This is a genomic window from Sorangium sp. So ce204 (assembly GCF_051526795.1).
GTDB classification, from domain to species: Bacteria; Myxococcota_A; Polyangia; order Polyangiales; family Polyangiaceae; genus Sorangium; species Sorangium cellulosum_B.
Window position 1 is genome coordinate 2712052 of record NZ_CP150317.1, and the last position, 25610, is coordinate 2737661.

Consider the following 25610-nt stretch of genomic DNA (forward strand, 5'->3'; position numbering starts at 1 on the left):
CGCGGGGCGCGGCGGCGGCCTCTATCCGAGCGGGGCCACATCGACCGGGAGCTGGTTCAAGGGCCGCAGCACCTTGCCATCGAGGAAGGCGCGGAGGTCCTCGACCGCCTGGCCATAGACCAGGCGATAGCCCTCCTCGGTGACAACGCCGAGGTGCGGCGTGCTCACCGTGTTGTCGAGCGCGAGCAGCGGGTGATCCGCGGGCAGCGGCTCGGGCTCGAAGACGTGAGCCTCTCGAACAGCGCGCGCGGGAACGGCGTGCGCTCGCGCATCAGCACCACGGCCTGGAAGGGGCGCAGCCGCGCGGCCAGGGCCTCGAGGTCGTCGAGGTGGTCGGTGAAGGCCTGCTCCTCCGCCGCAGGGTGGAGGCTCCGCCAGTCGGCCATCCGGAGCGCCACGCCCTGGTAGTCGTCGAGGATCGCCACGCGCATGGGTGCTGCCTCTCGCATCTCGGGTGAGCTCGACTTCCAGCCGATCCCGATGGCCTCTGTTCCGGATCCCTCCGCGAGGGCAGACTGAGGCAGGTCCCCGCGTGCTCGTGCCCGCCCCCAGATCGCCCCTCTCCGGCGCCGTCGGCGTCGTCGGCGTTGGATTCCGCCCCGAGCTCGCCGCCGACTTGCTGGCCGCGCCCGGCGCGGTGGACTTCGTCGAGGTCGTCGCCGAGGCCTGCTTCGCGAGCCCGGCCGCGCGGCGCGAGGCCTCGGCCATCGCGCGCATCTGGCCGGTGGTGCCCCACGGCGTGAAGCTCTCGCTCGGCAGCGCCTCGGGCATCGACATGGATCGCGCGCGCCGCCTCGGGGCGCTCTGCCGGGAGCTCTCGGCCCCGGTCGTGAGCGAGCACGTCGCGTTCGTGCGCGGCGGCGGCCGGGAGATCGGCCACCTCACCGCCCTGCCGTACACGCTCGAGGCGGCGCGCGCTGTCGCGAAGAACGTCGCCGCCGCCCGGCGGGCGCTCCCGGACATCCCCCTGCTGCTCGAGAACGCGGCGTGCACGCTGCGGTTCCCGGGCGACGCCCTCGGGGAGGGGGACTTCTATGCCGAGGTCGTCGCCCGCACCGGGTGCGATCTGCTCCTCGACGTCGGCAACGTCTACGCGAACGCCGTCAACGCCGGCGTCGATCCCGGGGAGCTCGTCGGTTCCTACCCGCTCGAGCGCGTGGCGATGATCCACATCGCCGGGGGCGTCGTGGAGCACGGCTTCTACTTCGACACGCATGCCCATCCGGTCCCCGCGCCGGTGTTCGACCTGCTGGCCCAGGTCGTCGCTCGCATCGGGCCGCTCCCGATCCTCTTCGAGCGCGACGGTGATTTCCCGCCCTTTGCCGCGCTCGCGGCCGAGATCGCGACCGCGAGGGCGATCGTCCGGTCCGCGCCGACCCGACCGACGTTGACCCGACCGACGTTGGCCGCGACCCGACCGACGTTGGCCGCGACCCGACCGACGTTGACCCGACTGACCCGACCGACGTTGGCCGCGACCCGACCCACGTTGGCCGGGCCCACACCGGCCGAACCCACGTTGGCGCCGACCCGACCGGGGTTGCCCACCTCTCGTGTCACCTTGCTGCAAAATTCTCCTGATGTTTCACCTTCCGAGGCGTCGGCGCTCGCCGAGGTCCAGGCCCGCGTGGCCGAGCTGCTCACCTCACCCGTCGATCCGCGGCCGGAGGCCGTGGCTCCGTTCGACGCCGAGGACGTCGCCCGGTCGCGCGCGATCCTCCAGCGCAAGCGCGTCGACGACGCGCTCCCGCTCTTGCCGCGGCTCTCGTCTCACCGCGAGGCGGCCGCGCGCCTCGGGGCCCGGTGCGTCGAGGCGTCGCCGCGGGCCCCGCGCCTCACGGCGGTCGCCGACGCGCTCCGCATCGCCGAGGCGGCGGCGGACGACGCCCGGCTCGCGCCCGAGGCGATCGTCGACCGCCTGCTGCTCCGCGCCCGCTTCGTCGGGCCCGCGGGCGACGGGAGCGTCAGGCCCAGGCTCCTGCCGTTCATTCGGCGAGAGCGGCTGCCGGGAGGTCGGGTAGTCTGGGCGATCAAGGGGATTGGCTCGAGCGCCGAGGTCCGGCTCATCGAGCCGCGAAGGTAGACCATGAACGATGGATCCATCGCCACGGGGAGCGCCGTCTCCAGGTTGCCGGCGCCGGTGCAGGCGCGGCTCGTCGAGCTCAAGGAGAGCCTCGAACGGACGCTCGGCGACGAGCTTTCGTGCCTGCTCCTGTACGGGAGCGCGGCGCGCGGCGGCTACCGAGACGGGCAGAGCGACGTCGATCTGATGGTGGTGCTCAAGGAAGCCTCCCGCCAGAGCCTCGACGCGATCGCCAACGCGCTCCAGATCGCGCGCTACGCGGCCCGCATCGAGGCGATGATCCTCACCGCCGCCGAGATCCCGCGGGCCGCGGACGTGTTCCCGCTGCTCTACGACGACATCCGCCGGTGCCACGTGCTGCTCTCCGGCAGCGACCCGTTCTCGTCGCTCGTGATCGACGGCAAGAACCGCCGCCTGCGCGTCGAGCAGGAGCTGCGCGAGGCGCAGATCCGCTTCCGGCGCGCGGTGGTGGACGGGATGGGCGCGGACGACGCCTTGAAGGGGGCGGTCTCCCGCAAGGTGAAGCAGATCCGCGGCCCGCTCCACGCCCTGCTCGGCCTGCACGGGATCGAGGGCGGCGACGATCTGGGCACGGTGCTCGCCGGAGCGGGCAAGCTCCTCGGCGTCGACGTGGCCCCGCTGAAGCGCGTCCACGAGGCGCCGGGCCCGGCCTACGCGGCGCTGGCGGAGCTGCTCGCGCGCGCGGTCGACGACGTCGACCGGCTGGAGCACCCGGAGGCGGCGCGATGATCCACGAGATCTTCGACTTCTTCCCGTTCAACATGGCGTCGGGGCCGGCGTTCCTGCTCTTCTATCTGGCGCTCTCGGTCTCTGGCCTCGTCGTCGCCATCCTGGTGCGCAGCGCGGTCGGCGCCTCCCTGGATCGAGCGGGGCAGGCGAGCGTCCCCGCGGGGGGCGCGTCGTACCGCTCACCGGCGTGGCGGCAGCGGCTCTCGGCGGGATGGATCCCTCAGCCGGACGAGTACTGGGCGATCGCGTACCTCCGCGACGGGAACAAGGGCGTCGCCGCCACGCTGATCGCGGTCGCGATGGGCGCGGGCTGGCTCGTCCCCGCGGGGGACGCGAAGGACGCGCCGCAGGCGCTGCACCTCCTGGTCGGCTCGCCCCCGCCGGACCGGGTGCTCGCGGCGTTCTTCAGCTCGCTCTCGTCGAGGGGCGCGCACGGCCAGCAGACGGTGACGCTCTCGATCGAGCAGGTGCGCACCTCCGCCGACCAGATCGCGGCCCGCTTCGAGCAGGAGATCCGCCTCGATCTCGCCGCCGCGGGGATGCTCCGCCCGCGGGGGACGATGACGGCCCTCTCGGCCGTCGTGTGGGCGGTCGGCGCCGGCCTGCTCGGCGTGGGGCTGATCCGCGCCATCCGCGCGGAGGAGCTCGACCGGCCCTACGCGTTCCTGGTGGTGGAGATGATCGCGCTGCTCGTCGCCACGTGGATCGTGGCGCGGACCGCGAGCGCCTACAGCACCATGAAGTCGGACTACCTCCGGTGGCTCGACGACTCGACCGTCTCGCTCCGCTCCGACGTCGCGAGCGGCCGCCGCCGGGAGGCGGTGGACATCGGCCTGACGGTCGCCGCGAGCGGCACGGCGGCGCTCGCGATGTCGCCGCTCTTCGGGCCGATGGTCTACGCGATGACCCCGCCCCCCCCGGTCACGACGGGGGGCGGCTCGTCCGGCGGATCGAGCTGCAGCTCGTCGAGCTGCGGGGGCGGCGGCGGCTGCGGCGGGGGCGGCGGCTGCGGCGGTGGTGGTGGCTGCGGCGGGTGACGCCCGCTTCGAGGTGCTCGACGCCCTCGGCCTGTGCCGGCTCACCCGGCGCACCGGCGATCTCGACGGCGCGGTGCCGCTCCGGGTGGCGAAGGCGTGCGTACCGCTGCTCGAGGGCAACGCGTTCGGGCTCCAGATCACGCTGGCGCGGCCGATCGAGGTGCGGCGGCGCCTCGGGTCGCTCCGCGCCGAGCCGGCGGGCGAGCACCGCGAGGCGCTCGCCCGCGCCCACCGCGCCGCGCTGACCCGGCTGGTCTCGCAGGGCTTCCTGGCGCCGGAAGGGGCGTGGCACCGGGCGCTGCGAGGCGGCCTCGCCTGGACGTGCCGCAAGGGGCTGGGGCCGCCCCGCCTGCGCCTGTGGACGGGGCTCCTGGTGCGCCCCGACCCGGGCCTGTGGCTGCGCGTCGCGGGGGCAGCCAACCGCCGGAACGCGCTGATCGAGGTGAGCGAGGCATACCTCGCCGACGACGGCGCGTTCGTCCCGCTGGTGGTCGAGCTGCGCGTCCGCGACGAGGCCCCGCAGCGGCTGCAGATCGAGGGGGAGATCGGCTGCATCGCGCCCGTGCTCCCCGACGTGCAGATCGAGGCGTGCTCGCTCGCGGACGCGCCCGAGGTGGGGCGGGCGCACGCGGAGTTCTACGACGCGAAGTACTTCGCGGTGAAGAAGGGCCAGGTGACCCGCAAGTACCGGCGGCTCGTCGGGGGCACTGCGGGTGGGCGGAACGCGAGCGCGGGCGAGGGGAGCACGGGCGGGGAGGGCGCGGGCGAGGAGAGCACGCGCGTGGGAAGCACGCGCGAGGCGAGCGCAGGGCCGGCGCGCGTGCGGCTGGTCGTCGCCGGGCCGGCGGCGCCCGAGATCACCGAGGTGACCGAGGTCACGACCGCGGCCGGGCCGGATCCGGTCCCCTGGCGCGGGGGTGCTCGGCGGCTCGCGTCGATCGTGGTGAGGAACGCCGTCCCGTTCCGCGCGACGTTCGACGGGCACACGCTCGCCGTCGCGCCGGACGCGCCGCGCCTCGCCGACGGGGCGGCCGCGGTGGAGCGCGCGTTCGCGCGGACCTTCGGCGACGCTTTCCTCGCCGCGAACCGCGGGGCGCTCTGGTACCTGACGAAGTACTTCACGCCGCATCCGCCGGGCGAGCCGCACTTCTTCGTGAAGCCCTGGGCCTTCACCCGGACGCCGCCGGGCTGGTCGAGCCTGCTCGACGGCGTCAACGGCGACGGCTACGACGTGATGCGCGGCGTGGTCGCGACCGACGCCTTCTTCGCGACCCCGGCGGTGTTCCACGTGCGCCGGCTCGGGGCGCCGATCGAGGTGCCCGAGGGCGCGCCGTTGCTCCGGATCGTGCCCATCCCGCGCGACCTGCTCCGGGCCGGCTTCCGGGAGGCCCGCTTCCTCGATGCGTGAGCGGAACGGACGGCGCGATCAGCGGGTCTGTATATGCTGGATAAGCATGATGATTTCCCCCTTCGAGCGCCCTCGCGGAGCGCGCCCATGAGCGAGCGATGGATCTGGCCCGGGCCGGAGGGCGGCCCGGCGAGGCTCTTCGGCGAGCTCGCGGCGCGCGGCTTCTCGGTCCTCCGCGGCGACGCGGCGCTGGCGCCGGAGGAGGCCGCGCGGGCGCCGTGGAGCTTCGCCGAGCGGCTCCTCGGGGCAAGGCCGCTCCTGGTGGAGCGGCAGCCGATCAAGGCCGTGCCGGGCGGCAGGTCGTTCGCCGCGAGCTCCGCGGCGGCGCCGCTCCACACCGACAGCCAGTGCTTCGCGGGCGCGCCTCCGGCGGTGCAGATCATGGCCTGCGTCAGGCCGGCGCAACACGGCGGCGGCTGCCTCCTGCTCGACGGCTGGCCGCTGCTCTCGGCGATCGAGCGCGCCGAGCCCGAGCTCTTCCGCGCGCTCTTCACGGTGTACAGGCGCATCCCGTTCGTCTTCGGCGACTTCTTCGGGCCCACCGTGTCGCTCCGCGGCGGCGCGCTCGCGCTCACGCACGCGCCGTTCGTGCCGCCGGGGGACGCGATCGCCGCGCGCCTCGCGCGCTTCGTCGAGGCGTCGCGAGGCGAGGTGATCGAGCTGTCGCTCGGCCCGGCGGACATCCTGGTCGTCGACAACCGGCGCATGCTGCACGGCCGGCGGGCGTTCGAGGGGGCGCGCGAGTTCGTGCGGCTGCTCGTCTGGACGGAGGCGCGGCTCCCGTCGCCGCCGGCGTACGACGCGCTCGCCGCGGAGGTCGCCGGGGCCGCCGCGCGCCGCCTCGCCGGAGCGCCGCGGGCCACGCGGCGGCGGCTCGGCCTCGACGCGCCGCCGCCGCTCGAGGCCCGCCGCCGCCTCGGCCTGGTCCTGGAGATGCTGCGCGGCGTCCCGCCGGGCGTCCTCGCAGCGCGCGAGCGCATCCCCGAGCCCGAGCTCTACCGCCTCCGCGACGCGGCGCTCGCCGCCGCGGAGGAGGCGCTCTCGGGCGACGCCGAGGGCGCGGACGACGGCGCGCTGGCGGAGGCGATCGTGCGGACGAGCCGCGGGTGACCCCACGGCCGCCCGCGCGCGACCGAGGACGTTGGTGCGCCGCGGCCGCCGGGATACGCTCTCGAGGCATGGCGTCACGTCCTCTCGGAGCGGCCGCGCTGTGCGGGATCGCCCTTGGCTGCGCGGCGTGCAAGCCGGCGGCGCCGCCGCTGCCGGCGCATGTCCGCATCTCCATCGACGGCGCGGTCATCAGCCCGGCCAAGGCGGACGGCCGTCAATGGGACGGCATGGGCGCGGTCCCGGCGGAGGCGCTCACCGCCATCGGCGGCCTGCTCCGCACGAAGCACCCTGTCGCGGCGGCCGCCAGCGTGGCCGGCTTCGCGGCGGAGGCGGCGGGGGCGGGGACCGAGCCGCCGGAGCCCTTCGGCTCGGCGGAGCTGTTCGTGGGCGGCCGATCGCTGGGGAGGCGCGCGCTGGATCGCCCGGGGCAACGCGACACCTGCACGCCCGGATGGAACGGCCCGCCGACCTGGTACCGCGTGCCGCTCACGCCGGATGTGCACCTGAGCGGTGAGCTCATCGACAGGGATCTCGTGAACGACGACTTCATCGGGCGGTTCGCGATCCACCACGGTCACCTCGTCGAGGCGCTCCGAGCGCGCACGGTCTATCCGGTGGCGGTCGACAACCAGGCCGCCGGACAGGTGCTGTTCGTCTGGATCGAGGTCTGGCCGGAGTAGAGGCCTGCTCGCGGTAGAGCGACAGACCGGGTTGAAGCTGCCTGGAAAGCGCAGGTTCCGGAGCGACGCTCGGCCGCTCAGCCGCGATTGCGTCTTGCTCGCGCTCTGAAGAGCATGGCTCCGATCGCCGCAAGATGGATCCCGAAGCGCCAAGGCGGCGTTCCGGGTTCGGACCCGGGGACCGAGACGCTGCAGCCACCGTCTTCCGTCACAGGCGTAGCCTGGTCGGTGCCGCCGCTCGCGCTGCTCGAACCCTGCCCGCCATTCGCTGTGGAACCGCCTGTCGTGACGGCATCACCTCCGGGCACGCCCCCGCCGCTCCCGCTCCCGCTCCCGTCCCCTGCGCCCGCGCCGCTCCCGCTCCCGTCCCCTGCGCCCGCGCCGCTTCCGCTCCCATCCCCTGCGCTGCCGCCGCTCCCGCTCCCATCCCCTGCGCTGCCGCCGCTTCCGTTCCCGCTCCCGTCCCCTGCGCTACCGCCGCTGCCCGCGGTCTCACCCGCCCCACCGGCCCCGCCCTCCCCACCGCCGCTCGTCGTGCCCTCATCGAGGAAGATGCGCTGGGCGAAGTTGTAAAAGCTGCGGTTCCAGACGGTCTTGGTATGACCTTCGTTCGCCTCGATCTGGTAAATATGGTCGATGTTGTTCTGATCCAGGAAGTCGTGATAATTCCTGCTATTGTTGATCAGGTTGTCTGCGCTGCCGCAAGAGATGAAGATGAGCTTCACGTTCTTCTTGACCGCAGCCACATCCTTGATGGTCTGACTTGGCTGCTGGGTATTGGGCGCAGCCGAATACGGTCCGATGTAATGGAACACATCGGTGTTGGGGAACCCGAAGTTGAAGGTCTGCCCCCCGCCCATCGACAGGCCGGAGATGGCCCGCAAATCGGCATCGGTGGCGGCGGAATACGTCTTTTCGACCCAGGGGATCAGGTCGTTGAGCAGGACGTCCCCGAAGTTCGCGAAGCGCGCGAAATCGTCCCCTCCGTCCATCTTGCCGCTGGGCATCACGACGATCATGGGCTTGGCCATCTGCTTCGAGTACAGATAGTCCATGATGTTGTCGGCATTGCCTTCGTTGCTCCCCTGGCCGATCCAGGAAACCTCATTGCCGCCGATCCCGTGATGCAGATAGACGACAGGATATTTCTTGTCCGTCGAGTACCCCGGCGGCGTGTAAACCGTCACCTTCCGCATTCCGTAGTTTCGGGTCGGATAGCTGACGGAGACGTCCACCTTCCCATGGGGAATGCTGTTGTCCCTGGCATCGAAGCCCCTGGGCGGAAGGGGAAGATTCGCGGGGTCGCTGGCGTACGCCGCGGCGGGGAGGGCAGAGATGACCGCGAGCGAAAAGACGGCAGGCCAGTTCTTCAAGGGCATGAGGACCTCCAACGTGCGTGAAATTCAAAATCGAGTTCCATGGCCCGCGCTAGTTCCATGGCCCGCGCTACAAGCGCATTGGCGCACTTGCATTGTCACCGTGGTGTCCCGGGCAAGCGGCACGTGCCGACGCACGGGTCGCGCACCACGCGGCAGCGGGCATGCAAAACTACGCTTCAGGCGTTCCGAGGAGCAACAGGGCGAGGGAATCCAAACGCGATCCGAGCGACTAGAGAATCCAAACGCGGTTCGAATGTCAAGCGCCGCGTGTGAACGTTCTCATGGTGCAGTCACGCCGCACGTGTTGAATGGCACGGGAAGCCTTGCGCGGTTCGCCTCTCTCGCCTGCTTCGTGAGGTTGATGTCTGTCCGTTGTTCGCCACCCTTGCTCAAGAGCGCCTCTCGAGACCTCCCGTCACCGGGCGGCCGACGGCGTGTGCGTCGCGTCGTTGCTCCTCGTCGTTGTTCCTCGTCGCCCTACATCAGCAGGGCTCCTCGTCGCGCCTGGCGCTGCACCCTCCGTCGGCCGCCTGGCTCGATCCGGTTTTGTTAGGCAGTCTAACTAACTGAATTCGGAGCGGGGGACGAAGACATGGCAGGCAGGGGGGAGACGTTCCGCGCTGCCAGCGATGATCTCGTCGTCAAGGGAGATCTTGTCCTTCGAGAGGTGCCCCTCCAGGTGTATGCTGCCGGTTGCCGCCCGTGGGACTTCGGGGCGATTTCCGATCCCAGTCTGGAAACTGTCGTAGGTTGATCGCCCCACCATTCCCCGGGCGGCTCTTTGCCATGCCCACCGCCCCTCCCGCGCCCCCCGCACGCTTCCACACCGAGCGCGTCGAGCGCGAGGACCTCGTCATGTTCATCAACGCCTGCTTCGCGTGCACCGGGCAGGCCGAGTTCTATGGCACCTCCGGGGGCCAGGCCGTCTCCATCGAGTTCCTCCACGAGTACATCCTCGGCAATTACCGCCGCCTCTACGCGCGCACGCTCGCCGCCGGCATCAACCACTTCAACCAGGCGCGCATCGCCGTGAACCTCCTCGCGACCGGCGCAGAGACGCCCGCCCCCGATCGGCGCGAGGAGGGCTCGCTCATCGCGGCGGCGCTCCGGGAGCTCCCGCCGCAGCGCGCGCTCCGGGCGCTGCGCGAGCTCCGGGAGCGCCGCGTGAACAACCGCCGCGCGCGCGCCGTCATCCGCGCCTACCTCGCCGGCCGGCCGGACCCGGCGTTCGACGCCGTCAAGTACCGCGCCCACCTCCGCGCGCTCGCGGTGCACGCCCACCTCCAGCTCCCCGGCGAGATCGGGCCCTTCCTGTTCGAGCCCAAGCGGCGCGCGCCGTTCGAGACGCCGCTCCTCGAGCGCGCGCGGCAGGCGCGCCATGCGAAAGAGGCGATCTTCGACCTGCCGCTGACCGTCGCCGAGGGGCTCGCCGCCGCCCGCGGCGTCTCTCGCGAGGAGCTCCTGCGCCGCGCCGCGCCGCGCATGACCGAGGGCGAGCGCCTCCGGCTCCAGCGCGCCGCCGGGCGAGAGGACGTCGACCTCGCCGTCGACCTCGGCCGCGCCCCGCTCACGCGCGTCGCCCTCTATGCCCTCTCGCTGCCCGAGGAGGCGCGGCGCGAGCGCCGCGACGAGCTCCACGCGGCGCTCGGGCGCGCCGCCGCCCGCGCGCTCAGGAAGAGCCCAGCCGCGCTCGGGCGCGTCGCCGCCGTGCTCGACCGGAGCTACTCGGCGTCCGGGTCGAGCGAGAAGCGCCGCCGCCCGCTCGCCGTCGCGCTCGGCGTGAGCTACCTGCTCCGCGCCGCCGCCCGCGAGTACCGCGCCTTCTGGACCGCGCCCACGCCCGACGAGATCCTCGTCGGCGCGCGCGGCCAGACCGATCTCGCGACGCCGCTGCTCGACGCGCTCGCCTGGCGACCCGACGTCGTGGTCGTCCTCTCGGACGGCTTCGAGAACGACCCGCCCGGCGCCGCCGCCGAGGTCGCCCGCTGCTTCCGGGCGCGGCTCGATCCGGGGCAGCGCACGTCGATCGTCCACATCAACCCCGTGTTCGACAGCGAGCGCTACGCGCCCCGCGCGCTCGGCCCGTCGATCCCGACGGTCGGCCTGCGCGACGCCGAGGACCTGCCGACGGTCCTCGGCTTCGCCCGCTTCGCCGAGGGCACGGCGCCGCTCGCGGAGCTCGAGCGCTACCTCGCGCGGCGCGCGGCCGCGCTGCTCTCGCGGCACGCCCGGGCGCCGGGCGCCGCGGAGCCAGCTGCGGATGCGGGGCCGGCAGACGCCGCGGAGCTGGCAGACGCCGCGGAGCCGGCAGACGCCGCCGAGCCCGCAGACGCCGTGGAGCCGGCAGACGCCGCCGAGCCCGCAGAAGAGGCGCCCGCCGCGGCGCTCGAGGTGCCCTGATGGCCAAGGCGCCGGCCCTGCTCCGGTCGCTCTCGCTCCGGGGCCTCTCCGCGACGCACGCCCAGGTCTTCGCGGGCGTGCGCCTGGTCCCGCTCCTCCGGGACGCGCCGCGGGACGACCTGCGTATCGCCGGCCGCAGACACGAGGACGCCTGGTCGATCGTCGATCTCGGCGACGGCACGGCCTACTGCTCCTACGTGCCGCACGCGCTCGTGATCGGGTGGACCGAGGACGGCTCGCCGGTCGCGTCCTACGGCGCGGCGCTCGCGGGGCCGGAGGTCCGGAACCCGCTCAGCAAGTGGGGCTGCGGCGTCCAGCTGCTCCACCGCATGGCCCGGCGCGAGGCGCGCGGCGAGGACCCGGCCGAGCGGAACCGCCTGCGCCTCTTGCCGCTGCACCTCGCGATGGAGGGCTTCCTCTCCCTGCACTTCAACGCCCCCGAGATCGCCTGGTCCGAGTACTCGCGGCGGGCGATCTCCCGCGGCCTCGACCCGCGCACCGAGGTGTCGCTCTCCGGCCGGGCGATCCCGAGCCTGGAGGACGCGCTGCGCGTCTTCGAGATCCACGAGGGCCAGTGCGGCGTCCTGCTCTTCGTCGGCGAGCTGCTCGCGTCGGTGTTCGTCGTGTCGCACCCCGACGACTACCGCGCGCTGCACCGCACGCTGATCGAGGACTTCTACGAGCAGACGCTGCTCTACGCGGCCCGCCACAACGGCGACAGCCAGGCGCTCGAGCACACCTTCGACGCCGCGCAGATCGGCTCGCTCGACGACCTGCGGGCCGCGCTCGGCCGGGCGCGGGCGGAGGCCGGCGCGCTGCACGTGGACGCGGCCGCGGGGCTCCTCGGCCGGCCGATCGCGGCGGAGCGCGTGTACCGGGCGGGGCCGTTCTCGCTGCAGCGGTTCATGACCGAGCTCGATCCGTCGCTGGACAACCACATCGGCGAGGCGATCGTGCGCGAGGACGGCACGCTGGAGTACGCGAAGACGTACCGGCTCGCGGCGGGGCAGGTGAGGCGCGCCCGGCTCCTCCAGCAGCTCGCGGCGCACGGGTGGAACCTGAACGCCACCGCGGCGGCGCTCCGGACCACGCGCGACCAGCTGATCCGGCGGATCGAGGGCGAGGGGTTCGGTTACCTCATCGCGGAGCACGTGCTCAAGGCGGCGCTGAAGCGGACGAGGTGAGCGCGCCGTTCCCGGCTCATTCACGTGCAGCCTCGACGAGCCGCGTACCTTCGGCCGGGCCTTCGTCGTGGGCGGCGACGAGGCGTTCACTACCGACGTGGCGGCTCGCGTGCTCGGCCGGCGCCCGCCGTGGAAGCTGCACCTCCTGCCCTGGCTGCTAGCGCCCTTCGCCGGGCTCTTCGAGCGCCTGGCGGGCCTGCCCCGTGGCGCCTTCGCCGACCTGCTGCTGGGCCTGGACGCCGACCTCGTCGGCGATGTGGGGCCGATCCGCGCCATCATCCCGCTCACGCCCATGCCGTACGCGCAGGCCGTCGAACGGGCGCTCGCCGACTGAGCACCTGCACGGGCGACCGGGGCCGCGTGTCGCTTGCGGCTGGCTGCCATGCCGCCAGGCGACCACGGACGGATCGCCCTGCCGCTCACGCTGGCCCCCCTGGGCGCGAGTCCGGTCCGTGCCATGCTGCGCACCCTGCGCTGCGGAACCGAAGGACGCTTTACATGAGCCTGCAAACCACCCGCGACACCTGCCTTGCCCGCGATGCGAGCGACCCGCTGCGCCACCTGCGCGACGAGTTCGCGCTACCGGACGGTGTGATCTACCTGGACGGCAACTCGCTGGGCGCCCGCCCCAAGGCGTCCCTGGCCCGCGCCAGGGAAGTGATCGAAGCGGAATGGGGTGACGGCTTGATCCGTAGCTGGAACACGGCCGGCTGGGTGCACCTGTCCCGCCGCCTGGGCGACCTCCTGGCTCCGCTGATCGGCGCCGGCAGCGGCGAAGTGGTGGTCACCGACACGACGTCCATCAACTTGTTCAAGGTGCTGGCCACCGCGCTGCGCCAGCAGCAGACCACCGCGCCCGAGCGCCGGGTGCTCGTGTCGGAGCGCGACAACTTCCCCACCGACCTGTACATTGCCGAGGGCCTGACCGAGCTGCTGAAGATGGGCGGCGGCGCAGCCTACGAGTTGCGCCTGATCGACTCGCCCAGGGAATTGCCGCAGGCGATCCGCGACGACGTGGCGGTGCTGATGCTCACCCATGTCAACTACAAGACCGGCTATATGCACGACATGGCCGCCGTCACGGCGCTCGCGCGCGAAGCCGGCGTGCTGACCGTGTGGGACCTGGCGCATTCCGCCGGCGCCGTGCCGGTGGACCTCCACGGCGCCCGCGCCGACTTCGCCGTCGGCTGCACCTATAAATACCTGAACGGCGGACCCGGCGCGCCGGCCTTCCTGTGGGTGGCGCCGCGTCATCAGAGCCGCTTCGGGCAGCCGCTGTCCGGCTGGTTCGGCCATGCCCGGCAGTTCGCGATGGAACCCGCCTACACCCCCGCCGACGGCATCGGCCGCTTCCTGTGCGGCACCCAGCCGATCACCGCCCTTTCGCTGGTGGAATGCGGGCTTGCCATCTTCCGCCATACCGACATGGCCGCGCTGCGCGCCAAGTCGCTGGCGCTGACGGAGCTGTTCATCCAGCTGGTGGAAGCGCGCTGCGGCCAGCATCCGCTGATCCTGGTCACCCCGCGCGACGCCGCCCGCCGCGGCAGTCAGGTCAGCTTCGAGCACCCGCAGGGCTACGCGGTGATGCAGGCGCTGATCGCCCGTGGCGTGATCGGCGACTACCGCGAGCCGCGCATCATGCGCTTCGGCTTCACCCCGCTGTATACCCGCTTCGTCGACGTCTGGGATGCGGTGGAAGCGCTGCGCGACCTTCTGGAGAGCGGCGCCTGGGACAAGCCGGAATTCCACCAGCGCGGCGCGGTGACCTGATCCGCCCGCAGCCTCGACGGGAAGCCGCCGGGGACGCGTTGGCCCGGCGCTCGCAGCCCGCTGCGATCGGCTAGCATGGGAGGTTCTGACTCGGGCACTCTCGGGCTGCGGGCGAGACATCTCTGAGGAGCACGGCTCATGGGCAAGACGGCCAAACTGTTTTCGGTCCCGAAAGAGCGGCAGATGGAGGCGCTCTGCGCGCGCAGCGCCGAGATACGCGACGAGTTTCGAGCGTGCTTCTCCGTGTCGCCCGGGCACCCGAAGACGCACGAGGAGGCGCGAGAGGCCGAAGCGCCCCATTTCGACGGGCTCTGGGTCTTCGGGGATGGGCCCGGCGTTGAGGTGGGCGACACCGGCGCGCACGTCGAAGCCGAGCTCCTCTGCAATCGTGCGCTCGGGGAGCGCTCCTACGTGCAGTACGAATACCGCATCGAAGCGCTCGATCTCCGGTACAAGGGCGACTACGCGCCGTATTACAGGAATCGCGGCAAGATCCTGAAGCACATCGGAAAGCGCCTCGAGCTCTTCTGCGCGTACTCGCTGCTCGAGCTCCACGAGCTGGTGCGGAGCCGCGGGGTCGAGGACACGACGCTCGGCGCGCTCTTCTCGCCCAGGCACGTGAAGGCCATGTTCGCGGCGTTTCGCGTGCCGATCCGCTTCACAGGCGACCTTGGTTGAGGTGCGGCCCGGCGCCTCGCGACGCGCGGCATGTCGGTCTCGGCCCGTCGCCGGGCACGGCGCGCCGGGCGACGGATCGTCATCGACCGGCTGTTCTGCAGGATTTCTCTAGGCGCGCGCGCTCACGAGCCAGCAGGCCGCGGTGAAGCGGGCCGCGCCCTCCTGGACGTACGCGTCGAAGGCAGCGCGAACCGCCTGGGCCGTCCGGGCGCGCGTCGGCTCGTCCGCGTCCCGCAGCGCCTGACCCACCGGTCCGAGCCTGGTGACGTAGGCGAGCAGGTCCTTCTCCGCGACGCCGATCGGCACGTCGATCGGGCGAATGTCGACGTCGGTCCAGCCGCTCGCGTCCAGGATCCGCTGCACCCGCTCTCTGTCCGCGAAGGCGAACGGGCCGGGGGCGTCGGGGTCCGGGACGCGCAAGCTCGGCAGGAGCGGGGCCGCAGCGCGCGCGGCCTCGGTCATGAACGGATTCTCGTCCGCGCTGCGCCATGCCACGAACGAGAGCTTCGCCTTGCGCCGGGCGGCGCGCCGGATGTTGGCGAACGCCGCCGCGGGATCGTCGAAGAACATCACGCCGAAGCGCGAGATCACCGCGTCGAACGTGCCCTGCTCGAACGCATGGGTCTGCGCGTCCGCCTGGACGAACGCGGCGGACGCCAGCCCCTCGGCGGCGGCGCGCGCCCTGGCGGCCGTCACGAGCGGCCCGGAGATATCCACGCCGAGGCAGAGGCCCGCTGGCCCGAGGCGCCGCGCCATCGCGAGGGACGTGGCGCCCGCGCCGCAGCCGACGTCGAGGACGCGCCCGCCCTCGCCGGGGAAGCCCTCGTCGATGAGCGGCGTCGCGAGCGGCGCCATCATGCCGTCGAGCACTTCCTGCATTTCCACCCAGGTGCGCCCGCTGGCCTCGTTCCACAGCGTGGCCTGGTCGCGATTCGGTCGATGGGCTTCGGACATCGGAGTCTCCTTCGGTTTGCAGTCGGAACTCATGTGCCGTAGTCTGCAAGCTCAAGTCAACTTGAGGTCAAGCGTGAAACAGCTGGACATCGCGGAGGTGGCCCGGCGCTCCGGCGTGCCCGCCTCCACCCTGCGGTTTTACGAGGAGAAGGGGCTGATCGCGTCCACCGGGCGGCGGGGCTTGCGGCGCCTGTTCGACCCCGGGGTGCTGGAGCGCCTGGCGCTGATCGCGCTCGGCCAGGTGGCGGGGTTCTCGCTGGACGAGATCGCCCGGATGTTCTCGCCCGACGGCCGGCCGCGCATCGAGCGAGAGCGGCTGACAGCCAAGGCCGAGGAGCTGGACGGGACCATCCAGCGCCTGGTCGCCCTGCGCGACGGCCTGCGCCACGCGGCGGCGTGTACCGCGCCGAGCCACATGGAGTGTCCGCGCTTTCGCAGCATCGTCCGGCTCGCCGGCGCCGGCCGTCTCGATCCCCCTTCCGGTCCCAGAGCGGCGCGTGCGCAGGAGGGCGGCAACCCTGCCCGGCGGAGCGTGGGGCGCTCCCGGGCTGGCGGGACCGGGGCACGTACCGGGTTGCGGCCTGCTACCGTCGCGCTCGAGGCGAGCGAGGGCAGGAACGGGAGCGGGCGACGTTGAAGCAGGAAGAGGAAGAGGAGCGGCGGGCGGTCCGGGAGCGTGCGCCGCGACGGACGCTGGTGGCGAGTGCGGCCGTTGCCGCCGCGGTGGCCGTGGTGGTGGCGGTCATCGTCGTCCGGGCGCTGGAGCAGCGGGCCGCGGCACGGAATGCGGAGGCTGCCGCGCGGAGGGCGGAGGAGGCGCAGCGGGAGGCGGCGACCCAGGCGGCGCTGAAGCGAGCGTCCTCGCTGATGGCCGGCGCTCGTGAGCTGCTGGCGCGAGATCGGCCAGAGTCAGCGGTGCAGCTGCTGCTCGAGGTGAGAGACGCGGAAAACGTACCTGGCTGGACCGAGCTGACACGTGATGTGCTCGGCTCGGCTCCTTTGATGCTCACGATGCGCGGCCATCGCGGCGACGTGCTGCGTGCTGACTTCAGCCCCGATGGGAAGCGCATCGTCTCGGCCTCGAGCGACAAGACGGCGCGGGTGTGGAACGCGGACGGCAGCGGCACGACCGTGGTCCTCCGGGGCCACGAGGGCGCCGTCATGTTCGCGGCGTTCAGCGCCGACGGGCGGCGTGTGGTCACGGCCTCGGACGACGGGACGGCGCGGGTGTGGAGCGCGGATGGCAGCGGCACGTCCGTGGTGCTCGGGGGCCATCAGGGCGCGGTTGTGTTCGCGGCGTTCAGCGCGGATGGGCGGCGTGTGGTCACGGCCTCCCACGACAGGACGGCGCGCGTGTGGAACGCGGATGACAGCGGCACGGCCGTGGTGCTCCGGGGCCACGAAGGCGAGGTGAGCTCCGCGGAGTTCAGCGCGGATGGGCGGCGTGTGGTCACGGCCTCCCACGACAAGACGGCGCGCGTGTGGAACGCGGATGGCAGTCGCAGGGCCGTGGTGCTCCGGGGCCACGAGGCTGCGGTGATCTCCGCGGAGTTCAGCGCTGACGGGCAGCGTGTGGTCACGGCCTCGAACGACAAGACGGCGCGGGTGTGGAACGCGGATGGCAATGGCAGTGGAGCGCCGGTGGTGCTCCGGGGCCACGAAGGCGTGGTGAGCTCCGCGGAGTTCAGCGCTGACGGGCAGCGTGTGGTCACGGCCTCGAACGACAAGACGGCGCGGGTGTGGAACGCCGGGAGTGCCCGGAATGGCCCTGTTCACGCGGATGAGTCCGAGCACGCGCAGACCGGTTGCGACCACGACCACGCGGAGGACGGTGGCGCGCCTGTCGTGCTCCGCGGCCATGAGGTAGGCGTCGGGTACGCGGCGTTCAGCGCCGATGGGCAGCGGGTAGTCACCACCGGGTTCGACAGGACGGCGCGTGTGTGGAACGCGGACGGCGGCGGCGTGCCCATCGTGCTCCGTGGCCACGAGGGCGACGTGAGCTCCGCGGCGTTCAGCCCTGACGGGCGGCGCGTGGTCACGGCCTCGAACGACACGACGGTGCGTGTGTGGAGCGCGGACGGCAGCAGCATGCCTGTCGTGCTCCGAGGGCATGAGGCCCCGGTGTGGTCGGCGGCGTTCAGCATCGATGGGCGGTGGGTGGTCACGGCCTCGAACGACAAGATGGCGCGTGTGTGGAGCGCGGACGGCAGCAGCATGCCTGTCGTGCTCCAGGCCCATGAGGCCCCGGTGTGGTCGGCGGCGTTCAGCGCCGATGGGCGGCGGGTGGTCACGGCCTCGCACGACAAGACGGCGCGCGTGTGGAACGCGGACGGCAGCGGCGCGCCCGTCGTGCTCCGAGGCCACGAGGCAGGGGTCGGTTTTGCGGCGTTCAGCGCCGACGGGCAACGGGTGGTCACGGCCTCGAACGACAGGACGGCGCGTGTGTGGAACGCGGACGGCAGCGGCACGCCCGTCGTGCTCCGGGGGCACGAGGACTGGGTCAGAGCCGCAGCGTTCAGCGCCGATGGGCGGCGGGTGATCACCATCTCGCACGACAGGACGGCGCGTGTGTGGAACGCGGACGGCAGCGGCACGCCCGTCGTGCTCCGCGGCCACGAGGCCCCGGTCTGGTCCGCGGCCCTCAGCGCCGACGGGCAGCGGGTGGTCACGGCCTCGCACGACAGGACGGCGCGAGTGTGGAACGCGGATGGCAGCGGCACGCCCGTCGTGCTCCGGGGCCATGAGAGCTCGCTGCTCTCGGCGGCGTTCAGCGCCGATGGGCAGCGGGTGGTGACGGCCTCGCACGACAAGACGGCGCGTGTGTGGAACGCGGACGGCAGCGGGGCACCGGTGGTGCTCCGGGGCCACGAGGCAGGGGTCAGCTTCGCGGCCCTCAGCGCCGACGGGCAGCGGGTGGTGACGGCCTCGCACGACAGGACGGCGCGGGTGTGGAACGCGGATGGCAGCGGCACGCCCGTCGTGCTCCGTGGCCATGAGGGCTCGCTTCTCTCGGCGGCGTTCAGCGCCGACGGGCAGCGCGTGGTCACCGCCTCGGACAAGACTGCGCGGGTGTGGGCAATCTCTACCGACGCGCTTCGGCAGGCCCTTCGCGCCGCCACCAGCGACTGCATCTCTCCTGAGATGCGTCGGACCTACCTCGATGAGAGCGACGAAGACGCCCGTCGGGGCTACGAGTCCTGCGAGCGCTTTTACGGCCGGGTCCCGTTCTACGCAGACGTTGACCTGCCGTGAGCCGCAAAGGTGCCTGCTCGACATCGAACGACCGGCCGGCCGCCCGGCAGCGAATCGGGCAGCTGCGGGACTCGCCGGTCGTAGAAGGACGCGGGGACGGGCTCGTCGGGAAGCACGCCTACGACGGGCGGCGCTCTAGCACGGAGCGCGCGGACGGCGGGATGTCATCTTCCACAGCGCGCTCGCGTCGATGACAGCCCCTGGGAGAGCGAGCCGCATCGTGCGGTCCAGAGGAGGGGCATCGGCTCAGGTGCCGAGCGCGATCCAGTTGACGTCGACGCCGTGCACCTGGCTGCCGAACCAGGTGCTGAGCAGCACCGTGAAGCCGGCGCGATCGATGTGGCGCGCGCGCACGCGCACGCGCACCGCGTCGCTGCCTTCCACGTCCAGACCGGCGATGCCGATGTGCACGACCGGCGGGCTATTGAACTCGCGCTCGAACTCGACGCGTGCCGAGAACTCCCGATCGACGCCCTCGCTCGGCGGTCCGAGCAGGTTCCAGTCCGGCTGCGCCTTGCCAAAGTGGTTCGTGCCGGCGAGCATCTGCAGAGGGGTCACGGCGGTAGTCATGGTGGCGCATCGGAGTCGAGGCGCCGAGCCGGGTCAATCGCCTTTGCACGAGGCCCCTCCCGAGCCGGTGGACGACACGCGACGGAAACTCGCGAGATCACCGGAGCGCCTCGTGAGCGCTCCCGGCGCGCCGCCAGGTCGTGCTCCGCGGTGGATGCTCGGCAAGCGATGAGCGCCTGCCCATGCTCGCGATCGAGCGCTCGCGCCGAGGCGCTGCTCGATCTCCTTGCGCAGGGAGTCCGGCGTGTTGCTGGGCGCATGGCGGCTGACGATGTCAACCCGCATGGTGGGGCTAGATGGCCCTGGCTCGGTCAACCCTCTCTGGACTCCCTACCTGCTCAGCGACATCGTCGGGCTGGCGTGCGCTCCGTTCGACGCCGTCACCTGGTAGACGCCGGACGCAGTTGGCTGCTCGATCAGGATCCTTCGCCCAGAGAGAGCCCACATGAAGACGGGAAGATCATTCATGTTTTCTTCCCGCCTTCCCGTCTTCAGTTTCAAATTTGACCACTACCCAACGCGGGGCGTGCGCGGGAGGGCTGGGACCCATGCGCGGTGGAGCGTGGAGCGCCCCCGAGGGGTCGAGACCGGGGCGCGTCCCCGGTTGCGGCGTGCGGCGTGTGCGCTCGCCGCGCTGCGCGAGGGCTCAGCTCGGCCGATCTGAACCTCCCGAAGCGTGGCCGGCGCTGCTACGCTGCGTTCCATGAGCAATCCGGCCGAGAAGCTCCTCGACGAGGCGTTGAAGCTCCCCGAGAGCGAGCGGCGCCTCATCGCGCTCCGCCTGCTCGACAGCGTGGGCGAGGAGCCGCCCGAGGAGATCGAGCGCGCGTGGACCGAGGAGGCGCTGCGCCGGCTGGAGGATCTCCGCGCAGGACGCACCCAGCCGATCCCCTGGGAGGACGCCCGGAAGCGCATCTTCGCGCGGGGCTGACGTGGTTCGACGCACCCTGTCCTTCGCGCCCGAGGCCGAGCGCGAAGCCCACGAAGCCTTCCGCTGGTACCGGGAGCGGGACGAGCGTGCAGGCGCCCGCTTCGAGGGGGAGTTGCTCGCCGCCATCGACCGCATCACGGAGACCTCCGAGCAGGGTCCCGAGATCGAGCAAGGCGTGCGGCGCATGCTCCTGCACCGCTTCCCGTACGGTGTCCTGTACGCGATCGCGTCGGAGCACGTCCTGGTGCTCGCGGTGATGCACCTCCGGCGCCGACCGGGCTCCTGGCGCGGCCGCGGGGGCTGACGCTTCGAGCGTCCGCCGCTCGCAGCGTGTCCCCGTCGTTCTTCTCGACGCCCAGGAGGGCCTGCTCTCCGAACTCGACCTGTTCGCGGAAGGCCTCGTCGCCGTCGCCTTCTGCTGCCTGGGTCGGGGTGGCGCCTCCTGCGGCGATGAGGCCGAGGTGACGGTGCGTCGGCGCGGGCGCGATCTCCGCCGAGGAAACAGGCCCAATACCGCGCGTGGGATCGGGCGAGCCCGCGTGGTGTAACGTCCATGGGCATGCAGCGACCCGGGGCGTCCAGCCCGTGGTTGGAGATAGAGCTGGACCGTGCCGGACTCGACGTGCGGGCCTCTGCTCGAGGCAGCCGGGGCGAGCAGACGGCGGCGCACCCGCTCGGCCCGGAGCTCGGCGCCGAGCACCTCGGCAGCTTCGGCGTCGCCGTGCGCGAGGCCGCTGCGCGCGGGCGGCCGCTCGGGGCGCGCGTCGAGACGGCGCAGGCGCTCCATCGCGCCGTCCTCCGCGATGGCATTGATGACCTCCGGGCGCGCCTTTGTGAGGCTGCGGGGAGCGCGGGCGGGCCGCTGCTCGTGCGCCTGGTGGTGGGCGATCCCGAGCTGCAAGAGGTCCCGTGGGAGGCGCTCGCCGCGCCGGGCGAGGCGATGCGCTTCTGGGGGACCTCGCCGGACCTCTTGCCCGTGCGCGGCGTCAGGTCCACCGAGCCGTGGCAGCCCCGCGAGGTGCGCGGCGCGGTGCGTGTGCTCTCGATCGCGCCTGGCGGCGGCGCCGCGCTCGCGCCGCTCAAGGGGGGCGCTTGCCGAGCCGATCGCCGCGGGCGAGGTCGAGTGGCTGGCGCCGATCGAGGGGCAGGCCGCGCGGCTGCCCTGGCTCTTCGATCGCCTGCGCTGCGAGCCGATACCGCACGTGCTCCACTTCGTTGGCCACGGAGGGGTGAAGGATGGCGCTCCCGTCCTTCGGCTCGCGGACGCGGACGGCGACGAGCGCTGGCTGCCGGTAGAGCTCCTCGGGCAGCAGCTCGCGGCCGGCTTCCGCAGCTTCCTCCGGCTCATCGTGCTGGAGGCGTGCGAGGGGGCGCGGCCGTCGGCGTTCGCCTCGGCAGCGGAGCTCCTCGCCCGGGCCGGCGCGGACGCCGTGGTTGCGCACCTCTGGCCGGTGCAGGCCGACGTGGCCAGGGCGTGCTCGGCGCAGCTCTACCGCTCGCTCGCCGGCGCGAGCCTGGGCAAGGGAGACGTCGCGCGCGCCCTCAACGAGGCGAGGCGGGCGATCCTCGCCGAGTTCGAGGGCAGCGCCGAGGCGTTCTCGCCGGTCGTGTACCTCCGCGGGCCGGACGGGGTGCTCTTCGACTTCAAGGGCCGCAAGGTCGCTCCTCCTCCAGCGAATGCGCCCGCGGTGAGCGATGCGGCGAGGGCGATCGAACCGGCCCTGGCGCGCATCGCCTCGCGGCCGTTCTCGCTGCTGCTCGGCGATCGCTGGAAGGCCGAGCGCGCCGCGCTCGACGGCTTTCGCGACAAGCTCCGGACGGAGCTCGCGAAGGGGGCCGAGCCGATGCCGACGGGCCTGCCGATGAGCGCGCTGACCCAGCGGTACGCGCTCCGCCGCGGGGCCGACAAGCTGGGCGCCGTGTTCCAGCGCGTATTCCGCGGGGGCGCGGAGGCTCCGCCGGTGATCAAGGCGCTGGCGCGCGCCCTCGGCCCCGGGGTGCACGCGACGCTGCTGCGCAGCCCGCTGCGGGAGATCGCGCTCGCGGAGCAGCAGCCGGAGAGGACGATCCACGTGATCCAGCCGGACGAGGAGAGCACGCTGGTGCTCCGGCGGGAGGCCGGGGGCGACTGGGAGGCGCTCGAGGCGCCGCCTGGGTCGGTCGACTTCGAGCGGGAGATCGTGCTGCTGCGGCGGGAGGAGCTCACGAGAAAGCTTGCGCACCGGCTGATGGCCCATCCGTGCACAACGGTGTTCGGGCCCTCCGGGGCGGGGAAGTCGTCGCTGATGCAAGCAGGGGTCATCCCGCTCCTGGAGGAGGCGCACGACTTCCGGGTCGTGCGCGTCGATACCTGGCCGCCCGGGGAAGCGCCGCTCTCCTGGCTCGTGCGCGCGCTCTTCGACGACCTCGAGATCGGGACACCGCCATCGCAGATGGGCCCAGGCGAGGCGTTGGACGAGGCGATGAGCCTGGCCGAGCGAAGGAGCGAGCGGCCGATCCTGATCTATCTCGATCAGCTCGAGCAGTTGCTCTTCCCAGGGCGGGACGCGGGCGAGGCGAGCGCGCTGATCGAGGCGGTGGATCGGCTGGCGCAGAAGCCGATCCGGGGGCTGCAGATCGCTCTCTCGCTGCGGGAGGACTACCTCGGGCGGTTCCGGGATCGGGCGAGAGGGCGGCGGGAGCTGCTCGAGCACGGCTTCCGGCTGGGGCCGCTCACGGTAGGCGAGATGATCCGCGCGGTCTGCCGGGCAGCGGAGGAGGGATGGCCGCGCCAGTGGTGGGCTGAGGAGCACGTGCGGGCGCTGATGCTGGAGGTGAGGACGCCCGGATCGTCAGCCTCGGAAGAGGCGGAGGTGCAGGCCGCCTTCGGGCAGATCGTCTGTCGGGCGCTGTGGGAGGAGCGGGCCGAGGGGCGAGGCAGTGAGGCCGGCGCCGTGGAGGCAGAGGCCATCGTGCACCGGTACCTGGAGGCCACAGTGGAAGGGCTCGGGGCGCTGAGTGGGCCAGCGCGGCACCTGCTCGAGGAGCATCTCATCGATGGGGAGGGGCACCGAACGTTGCTGACCGAGCCGGAGGCGCACCGCGTGCTGCCGGCCGGAGCTGCGGACGAGGTGCTCGGGCGACTGGAGAGGGCGGCGGTGCTGCGGGCGGAGGAGCACCAGGGGAGCCGGTACTTCGAGCTCGGGCACGACTGGCTGGCCGGCCGGGTGTTCCAGCGGAGGCGGGAGCGGGAACAGGAACGGGAAGAGGCGGAGAGAAAGCGGAGGGAGGAAGAGGGCCAGAGGAGCGCCAGGGAGCGGGCGGCGCGGCGGACTCTGGGGACGATTGCGGCGGTTGCGATCGCGGTGGCGGCGTTGATGGCGGTCATCGTCGTCTGGGCGCTGGGGCAGCGGAACGCGGCGCTGAGCGCCGAAGATGTCGCGAAGACAGCGCAGCAGGAGGCTACGGCCCAGGCGGGGCGCGCGCGAACTTCCTCCTTGATGGCCGGCGCTGGTGAGCTCCTGGCGAGGAACCAGCTTGCACCAGCAGCAAACCTGCTTCTCGAAGTCGAAGACCCGGACAAGGTAAGGGGATGGGTCGACTTGATGCATGAGGTGTTGACTCTGGGCCCTCCGAAGACGACGATGCGTGGCCATCAAGGCATGGTGTTGTTTGCTGGCTTCAGTCCCGACGGGCAGCGGATAGTCACCGCGTCGGAGGACAAGACGGCACGGGTGTGGAACGCAAACGGCCGCGGAGCGCCCGTCGTGCTTCAGGGCCACGAGGGCTGGGTTCGGTCCGCGGAGTTCAGCGCCGACGGGCAGCGGATAGTCACCGCGTCGGAGGACAGGACAGCGCGGGTGTGGAACGCGGACGGCAGCGGCGCACCCGTCGTGCTCCAGGGCCACGAGGGCGGGGTTTGGTCCGCGGAGTTCAGCGCCGACGGGCAGCGGGCGGTCACCGCGTCAGCGGACAAGACGGCGCGGATATGGCCCATCTTCTCCCTCGTTCTCCCGCTGAGCCTCCGCTCTGTCACCACCGACTGCCTCTCGCCTGAAATGCGCCGAACCTACCTCAGCGAGAATGATGAAGATGCCCGGAAAGGCTACGAGTCCTGCGAGCGCTCCTACGGCCGGATACCGTTCTACCCAGAGGTCGACCTGCGGCGAGCGGCAAAGGAGCCTTCTCTGCACGCCGTCGAACCATGAAAGCGCGAGCCCGGGGACGCCCACGCGGGGCTGATTTTCCTCGATAAGCCTCCTCTGCGAGGACCGACGCCTATCGACAGTTTCGATACCCGGTGCCTGGTTCATCTTCTTCGCCCTCCCCACGAATCCCCGCCTCGGTGCAACAGGATGTAACATTGGCAGGGGCCCCTCCGTGGGCATCAGGCCCACGGGATGTCCGACGTTCGGCTGCAGCCGAAGGGATCGCCAACATGAATCCTCGTTCCTTCTCGATCGCCCTCTCTCTCCTCATGGCCGCCTGCCAGCGCTCCGAGGCCACCCCCAGCGATCCGCCATCGGCTCCGCCCGCTGCTCCCACGCCCCCGTCTCCCCCGGCCGAGCCGTGGGCGTCCCGGCCGCCACGAGAGTGGCCTCAGCTTGTCTTGACGAACCGCGCCGAGTTCCAGGGCAGCACCCCTCTCCAGGGCGCGAGCGCCTTCCTCATCAAGACCCAGGACGGGCGCACGCTGGCCGCGACCGCCAAGCACCTCCTCGGCCAGAACGGCGGCGTGGAACCCGAGGTCTCCGTGGCCGCCTTCGATGGCGTCATCCAGTCCTGGCACCTGTTCCCGCGCACGCTCCAGGACCAGCGCGTCGATGCGGGCAGGGTCGGCGCCGAAGGCCTCGACGACCGGAGGCTCGACTGGCTGATCCTGACCCTCAAAGACACCGGTAAGCCCCTCCCCGCGACGCCCCTGCGGCTGCGCCAGAAGGCGGTCGAGGTCGGCGAGGAGGTCTTTCTCGTCGGTTGTCCCTACGACGAGGCGGCGTGCAAGCAGAACGTCTATGCCGGCAAGATCACCGCGCGGACCGCAGATCGCTTCCGATACGACATCGACCCGCCGGTCGACATCCGCGGCTTCAGCGGCGCGCCGGTCGTCGACCGGGCCGGGCACGTGGTCGGCGTGATGACCGTCTGGTTCGAGCCCAGGATGCAGGGAGAGAAGTTCCTGGAGGCCGGCGGCGAGGACGCCGCTTCGATTTACCGGAGCGTCGAACGGCAGCGCTGAAGAACACGCTAGCTTCGACGACGCCCACCCAGCGGCCGGTCGCGCGCTCATCCCGCTCCGAGCCCCGCCCCCATGCGCGGCGCCGATCGCATGGTAAATTGCTATGGCTCATCGCAATGCCGCCGACGCATCCAGCGTGCATTGCCTTTTCGCCCAAAATTTTCTCACGCCTGCCGCCGATCATTCGACGCGGGTCCTGCGGTAGGCTG

21 protein-coding genes and 1 pseudogene are annotated in these 25610 nt (G+C 72.1%); 17 read left to right on the forward strand and 5 right to left on the reverse strand.

Features of this window, described 5'->3' with window-relative positions:
* Window positions 1-21 precede the first annotated feature (21 nt).
* Window positions 22-168 (reverse strand): hypothetical protein, encoded by a 147-nt coding sequence (locus tag WMF22_RS10335; protein ID WP_438035620.1) that lies wholly within the window; start codon window positions 166-168, stop codon window positions 22-24.
* Window positions 165-431, reverse strand: coding sequence for a hypothetical protein (locus WMF22_RS10340; RefSeq protein WP_437298943.1), 267 nt, complete (start codon window positions 429-431; stop codon window positions 165-167). The genes WMF22_RS10335 and WMF22_RS10340 overlap by 4 nt, the downstream gene beginning before the upstream one ends.
* A 101-nt stretch (window positions 432-532) precedes the next feature.
* Between WMF22_RS10340 and WMF22_RS10345 the strand changes: the two genes are divergently transcribed.
* The 6 genes from WMF22_RS10345 to WMF22_RS10370 all read left to right on the forward strand — a co-directional run bounded on the left by WMF22_RS10345 (window position 533) and on the right by WMF22_RS10370 (window position 7068).
* Complete coding sequence (locus WMF22_RS10345) at window positions 533-2083, forward strand: multinuclear nonheme iron-dependent oxidase (protein WP_438035621.1); 1551 nt, start codon at window positions 533-535, stop codon at window positions 2081-2083.
* Between the two features lie 3 nt (window positions 2084-2086).
* The gene (locus WMF22_RS10350) at window positions 2087-2833 is read left to right on the forward strand and encodes a nucleotidyltransferase domain-containing protein (protein ID WP_438035622.1); all 747 of its coding nucleotides are present in this window, start codon (window positions 2087-2089) and stop codon (window positions 2831-2833) included.
* Window positions 2830-3870 (forward strand): hypothetical protein, encoded by a 1041-nt coding sequence (locus WMF22_RS10355; protein ID WP_438035623.1) that lies wholly within the window; start codon window positions 2830-2832, stop codon window positions 3868-3870. The genes WMF22_RS10350 and WMF22_RS10355 overlap by 4 nt, the downstream gene beginning before the upstream one ends.
* On the forward strand, window positions 3854-5278 hold the full coding sequence (locus tag WMF22_RS10360; protein WP_438035624.1) for a hypothetical protein: 1425 nt from the start codon (window positions 3854-3856) through the stop codon (window positions 5276-5278). The genes WMF22_RS10355 and WMF22_RS10360 overlap by 17 nt, the downstream gene beginning before the upstream one ends.
* 87 nt (window positions 5279-5365) lie before the next feature.
* A complete protein-coding gene (locus WMF22_RS10365) occupies window positions 5366-6388 on the forward strand; it encodes a TauD/TfdA family dioxygenase (protein WP_438035625.1) in 1023 nt (340 codons plus the stop codon).
* A 68-nt stretch (window positions 6389-6456) separates the two neighbouring features.
* Window positions 6457-7068, forward strand: coding sequence for a hypothetical protein (locus WMF22_RS10370; RefSeq protein WP_437908309.1), 612 nt, complete (start codon window positions 6457-6459; stop codon window positions 7066-7068).
* Between the two features lie 77 nt (window positions 7069-7145).
* Here the strand turns inward: WMF22_RS10370 and WMF22_RS10375 are convergent, their stop codons facing one another.
* Window positions 7146-8447: an alpha/beta hydrolase gene (locus WMF22_RS10375; protein ID WP_438035626.1), complete on the reverse strand. Its 1302-nt coding sequence runs from the start codon at window positions 8445-8447 to the stop codon at window positions 7146-7148.
* A 786-nt stretch (window positions 8448-9233) separates the two neighbouring features.
* Here WMF22_RS10375 and WMF22_RS10380 point away from each other — a divergent pair.
* The 5 genes from WMF22_RS10380 (at window position 9234) to WMF22_RS10400 (ending at window position 14479) form a co-directional block, all read left to right on the forward strand.
* Entirely contained in the window at window positions 9234-10847 is a 1614-nt protein-coding gene (locus tag WMF22_RS10380; RefSeq protein ID WP_438035627.1) for a hypothetical protein, read from the forward strand.
* Window positions 10847-12031, forward strand: a complete 1185-nt coding sequence (locus WMF22_RS10385) for an ARPP-2 domain-containing protein (protein WP_438035628.1) — start codon at window positions 10847-10849, stop codon at window positions 12029-12031. The genes WMF22_RS10380 and WMF22_RS10385 overlap by 1 nt, the downstream gene beginning before the upstream one ends.
* A gap of 67 nt (window positions 12032-12098) precedes the next feature.
* Complete coding sequence (locus WMF22_RS10390; protein ID WP_438035629.1) at window positions 12099-12365, forward strand: hypothetical protein; 267 nt, start codon at window positions 12099-12101, stop codon at window positions 12363-12365.
* A gap of 170 nt (window positions 12366-12535) precedes the next feature.
* Window positions 12536-13801: a kynureninase gene (kynU, locus tag WMF22_RS10395; RefSeq protein WP_438037249.1), complete on the forward strand. Its 1266-nt coding sequence runs from the start codon at window positions 12536-12538 to the stop codon at window positions 13799-13801.
* A gap of 138 nt (window positions 13802-13939) precedes the next feature.
* The gene (locus tag WMF22_RS10400; RefSeq protein ID WP_438035630.1) at window positions 13940-14479 is read left to right on the forward strand and encodes a hypothetical protein; all 540 of its coding nucleotides are present in this window, start codon (window positions 13940-13942) and stop codon (window positions 14477-14479) included.
* A gap of 108 nt (window positions 14480-14587) precedes the next feature.
* Here WMF22_RS10400 and WMF22_RS10405 read toward each other — a convergent pair whose 3' ends face one another.
* A complete protein-coding gene (locus WMF22_RS10405; protein ID WP_437298955.1) occupies window positions 14588-15433 on the reverse strand; it encodes a class I SAM-dependent methyltransferase in 846 nt (281 codons plus the stop codon).
* 73 nt (window positions 15434-15506) lie between these two features.
* Here WMF22_RS10405 and WMF22_RS10410 point away from each other — a divergent pair.
* Both WMF22_RS10410 and WMF22_RS10415 read left to right on the forward strand, forming a co-directional pair.
* Window positions 15507-15902, forward strand: a pseudogene (locus WMF22_RS10410) (helix-turn-helix domain-containing protein); the annotation flags it as partial.
* 164 nt (window positions 15903-16066) lie between these two features.
* The gene (locus WMF22_RS10415; RefSeq protein ID WP_438035631.1) at window positions 16067-18685 is read left to right on the forward strand and encodes a WD40 repeat domain-containing protein; all 2619 of its coding nucleotides are present in this window, start codon (window positions 16067-16069) and stop codon (window positions 18683-18685) included.
* 246 nt (window positions 18686-18931) lie between these two features.
* Here WMF22_RS10415 and WMF22_RS10420 read toward each other — a convergent pair whose 3' ends face one another.
* Complete coding sequence (locus WMF22_RS10420; protein WP_437298957.1) at window positions 18932-19255, reverse strand: H-type lectin domain-containing protein; 324 nt, start codon at window positions 19253-19255, stop codon at window positions 18932-18934.
* Between the two features lie 703 nt (window positions 19256-19958).
* Between WMF22_RS10420 and WMF22_RS10425 the strand changes: the two genes are divergently transcribed.
* The 4 genes from WMF22_RS10425 to WMF22_RS10440 all read left to right on the forward strand — a co-directional run bounded on the left by WMF22_RS10425 (window position 19959) and on the right by WMF22_RS10440 (window position 25401).
* On the forward strand, window positions 19959-20186 hold the full coding sequence (locus WMF22_RS10425) for an addiction module protein (protein WP_437298958.1): 228 nt from the start codon (window positions 19959-19961) through the stop codon (window positions 20184-20186).
* 1 nt (window position 20187) lies between these two features.
* Window positions 20188-20490 carry a type II toxin-antitoxin system RelE/ParE family toxin gene (locus WMF22_RS10430; protein WP_438035632.1) on the forward strand — a complete coding sequence of 101 codons (303 nt, stop codon included), beginning with the start codon at window positions 20188-20190 and terminating at the stop codon, window positions 20488-20490.
* A gap of 508 nt (window positions 20491-20998) precedes the next feature.
* On the forward strand, window positions 20999-24373 hold the full coding sequence (locus tag WMF22_RS10435; RefSeq protein ID WP_438037250.1) for an nSTAND1 domain-containing NTPase: 3375 nt from the start codon (window positions 20999-21001) through the stop codon (window positions 24371-24373).
* A 230-nt stretch (window positions 24374-24603) separates the two neighbouring features.
* Entirely contained in the window at window positions 24604-25401 is a 798-nt protein-coding gene (locus tag WMF22_RS10440; RefSeq protein WP_438035633.1) for a S1 family peptidase, read from the forward strand.
* Window positions 25402-25610 lie beyond the last annotated feature (209 nt).

Coding starts and splice junctions, on each gene's coding strand:
- WMF22_RS10340 (WP_437298943.1), bottom strand. CDS start 431: ATGCGCGTGGCGATCCTCGACGACTACCAGGGCGTGGCGCTCCGGATG.
- WMF22_RS10350 (WP_438035622.1), top strand. CDS start 2,087: ATGAACGATGGATCCATCGCCACGGGGAGCGCCGTCTCCAGGTTGCCG.
- WMF22_RS10355 (WP_438035623.1), top strand. CDS start 2,830: ATGATCCACGAGATCTTCGACTTCTTCCCGTTCAACATGGCGTCGGGG.
- WMF22_RS10365 (WP_438035625.1), top strand. CDS start 5,366: ATGAGCGAGCGATGGATCTGGCCCGGGCCGGAGGGCGGCCCGGCGAGG.
- WMF22_RS10370 (WP_437908309.1), top strand. CDS start 6,457: ATGGCGTCACGTCCTCTCGGAGCGGCCGCGCTGTGCGGGATCGCCCTT.
- WMF22_RS10375 (WP_438035626.1), bottom strand. CDS start 8,447: ATGCCCTTGAAGAACTGGCCTGCCGTCTTTTCGCTCGCGGTCATCTCT.
- WMF22_RS10380 (WP_438035627.1), top strand. CDS start 9,234: ATGCCCACCGCCCCTCCCGCGCCCCCCGCACGCTTCCACACCGAGCGC.
- WMF22_RS10385 (WP_438035628.1), top strand. CDS start 10,847: ATGGCCAAGGCGCCGGCCCTGCTCCGGTCGCTCTCGCTCCGGGGCCTC.
- WMF22_RS10400 (WP_438035630.1), top strand. CDS start 13,940: ATGGGCAAGACGGCCAAACTGTTTTCGGTCCCGAAAGAGCGGCAGATG.
- WMF22_RS10405 (WP_437298955.1), bottom strand. CDS start 15,433: ATGTCCGAAGCCCATCGACCGAATCGCGACCAGGCCACGCTGTGGAAC.
- WMF22_RS10420 (WP_437298957.1), bottom strand. CDS start 19,255: ATGACTACCGCCGTGACCCCTCTGCAGATGCTCGCCGGCACGAACCAC.
- WMF22_RS10425 (WP_437298958.1), top strand. CDS start 19,959: ATGAGCAATCCGGCCGAGAAGCTCCTCGACGAGGCGTTGAAGCTCCCC.
- WMF22_RS10435 (WP_438037250.1), top strand. CDS start 20,999: ATGACCTCCGGGCGCGCCTTTGTGAGGCTGCGGGGAGCGCGGGCGGGC.
- WMF22_RS10440 (WP_438035633.1), top strand. CDS start 24,604: ATGAATCCTCGTTCCTTCTCGATCGCCCTCTCTCTCCTCATGGCCGCC.